The organism is Planktothrix sp. FACHB-1355, assembly GCF_014748295.1.
GTDB classification, from domain to species: Bacteria; Cyanobacteriota; Cyanobacteriia; order Cyanobacteriales; family Aerosakkonemataceae; genus Aerosakkonema; species Aerosakkonema funiforme_A.
Map to the genome: position 1 here is coordinate 1 of NZ_JACJUP010001185.1, position 2,126 is coordinate 2,126.

Below are 2,126 nucleotides of genomic sequence, written 5' to 3' on the forward strand. Positions count from 1 at the left end.
ACAGTACTCCCATTTGCATGAAAATCACTCCCAAGCTATTACCAAAGTTATGACTAATATTATTGGGGGAATAGACCTTTATTTAATCGGAATAGTTTTGATGATTTTCAGTTTTGGGATATACGAGTTATTTATTTCCAAAATAGACGTTGGCAGAGCTAATAAGGAAATCCGCATTTTGGAAATTCACTCTTTAGATGAACTCAAAGAAAAAGTGTTAAAAGTCATTGTTATGGTGTTGGTAGTTAGCTTTTTTAAACAAGTTACAGCGATGCCAATACAAAACTACCAAGATATACTTTATTTAGCTATCTCGATTATACTCATTGCCGCCAGCAGTTACTTGATGCACAAGTCACATTCTGGTAACCAAAACAAGTCATCTCATGAATAAGGCTGGTTTTTAAGTTTTCATTATCCTTAGTGGGGTAGCGGGGGAGTGGGCAGGGAGGAGACTATGTTGAATACGTAAAGTTTTGTATAGATATGACAAAAAAATCGATCGCTAGCTTTGCAGGATGAGCAAAAAAGCATTTTTGCTTGGAAACACTCAATCCAAAACCTAATATGGCAACCAGAAATATGGAATAGGAGCTAGTTTACTTTGATAACTTAGGAGGATAAAATGAAACTAAATTTCATATTCACTACAATTGCAAGTGGATTTTTTACTGTATTAAATACACCTATTTTATCATCAGCACAATTAGATATTTGTCGCAATTACACAGTTCAAGATCCGCGAGATACTTATGTAAACTTGCGTGCTACTCCCAACGGACGTATTATCAGAAGAATCACTAACGGAACTCAGGTAACTGCTACAGGAATAGAAAGAAATGGTTGGCTTCAAGTGCGAGTAGGAAAATCCGGAAGCAGAGGTTGGATAGATGGGGATGGTCTGGTTCAAAATGAGGATTACGTAGTTTTCGATCCCAAGGATACAGGTGTGAATATTCGCAAAGAACCCAACGGAGAAATTATCGGTCGCATACCAAATGGTACAACTATAGACGAACCGATTAATTACGTTGGCAGCTGGGCGGAAATACCCCAGTTTAATGGTTTCATAAATGAACGTTTAATTCGCGAACCTGATTGCGATTTTTAGTGGCTAATTATGCCATTTTTAGTCTGGGATATTCTTGTAATTTCACTACTGAGATAAATAAAATTAAAAACTCCGTTGTTTGTAACTCAGTTTTGATAAACGATCTTCTTTTAATTAGCAGAGAAACCTGGTTTTTAAAAGAAACCAGGTTTCTCATATTTTTGTTCTCAGATTTGCTTAGCTATTAACAACATTCACCTTGACAACTTTCCGCTGCAATTCTTCTGCTTTGGGTAGAGTTAGGGTCAGGATGCCATTTTTGAATTCGGCTTGGACTTTATCGTTTTGGATAAGAACGGGTAGTTGAACTGTGCGCTGGAACTTGCCATAGCGGAATTCAGAGTGATAAAAACCCTTGTGTTCAGCTTGTTTTTCATAGCGGCGTTCGCCAGCAAGGGAAACTGCTTCGCGAGTAACGTGGATATCCAAATCTTTGCCTTCCACGCCGGGAATTTCTGCCCGCAAAGTGAGATGATTTTCTTCATCGTGTAATTCTATTGCAGGCACCCAACCTTGGGAAGTTTCGCCGTTGTATTGTGCTAATTCGTCAAACATCCGATCCATTTGACGACGCAGGGTTTCCATTTCTTGAAAAGGCTGCAAACGTACAATTCTCATAATCCCAGTAACCTTCGCAACTGTTTTACAGAAACTGAATCAAATGCTTACTAAATAATCGGCTATAGATACGCTATTGAGGCTGTAAACCTTTGCGTTTATTCAGCTTTGCGTCTCTAAGCACAGTTCTATAGTGCCTTAAAACAGAATATCGGTAAGTGAGGTAAACCCTACTAATTGAGTGCGACTTTCCCGATTGTTTGGGTTACTTTTCGCTAAAGCGACGCTGGAGTTGTTTGAGAATTTGATACATTTCGGGAAGGCGGTTGTAGATAGCAGCTGTTTTGAGAAAATGTTTGTGGGAAATAGCTGGAATACCAGAGACAATTTCTCCTGGTTCTACATCATTATGAATTCCGGCTTTGGCGGAAGCGATCGCACCATCTCCAATCTTAGC

General features: G+C 38.9%; 3 protein-coding genes and 1 pseudogene. 2 read left to right on the plus strand and 2 right to left on the minus strand.

Going from position 1 to position 2,126, the window contains the following annotated elements; all coding sequences use genetic code 11:
* Positions 1-394: YqhA family protein (locus tag H6S82_RS30520; protein WP_191057275.1), on the plus strand; the 394-nt coding region annotated here is incomplete at its 5' end.
* A 231-nt stretch (positions 395-625) separates the two neighbouring features.
* Positions 626-1,111: an SH3 domain-containing protein gene (locus H6S82_RS30525; RefSeq protein WP_190464933.1), complete on the plus strand. Its 486-nt coding sequence runs from the start codon at positions 626-628 to the stop codon at positions 1,109-1,111.
* Between the two features lie 177 nt (positions 1,112-1,288).
* Here H6S82_RS30525 and H6S82_RS30530 read toward each other — a convergent pair whose 3' ends face one another.
* Both H6S82_RS30530 and H6S82_RS30535 read right to left on the minus strand, forming a co-directional pair.
* Positions 1,289-1,729, minus strand: coding sequence for an Hsp20/alpha crystallin family protein (locus tag H6S82_RS30530; RefSeq protein ID WP_190464932.1), 441 nt, complete (start codon positions 1,727-1,729; stop codon positions 1,289-1,291).
* A 205-nt stretch (positions 1,730-1,934) separates the two neighbouring features.
* Positions 1,935-2,126, minus strand: a pseudogene (locus tag H6S82_RS30535) (UDP-3-O-(3-hydroxymyristoyl)glucosamine N-acyltransferase); the annotation flags it as partial.

What these genes read in the sequence shown, in the direction of transcription:
- H6S82_RS30530 (WP_190464932.1), bottom strand. Translation starts at nt 1,729, where the DNA reads ATGAGAATTGTACGTTTGCAGCCTTTTCAAGAAATGGAAACCCTGCGT.
- H6S82_RS30525 (WP_190464933.1), top strand. Translation starts at nt 626, where the DNA reads ATGAAACTAAATTTCATATTCACTACAATTGCAAGTGGATTTTTTACT.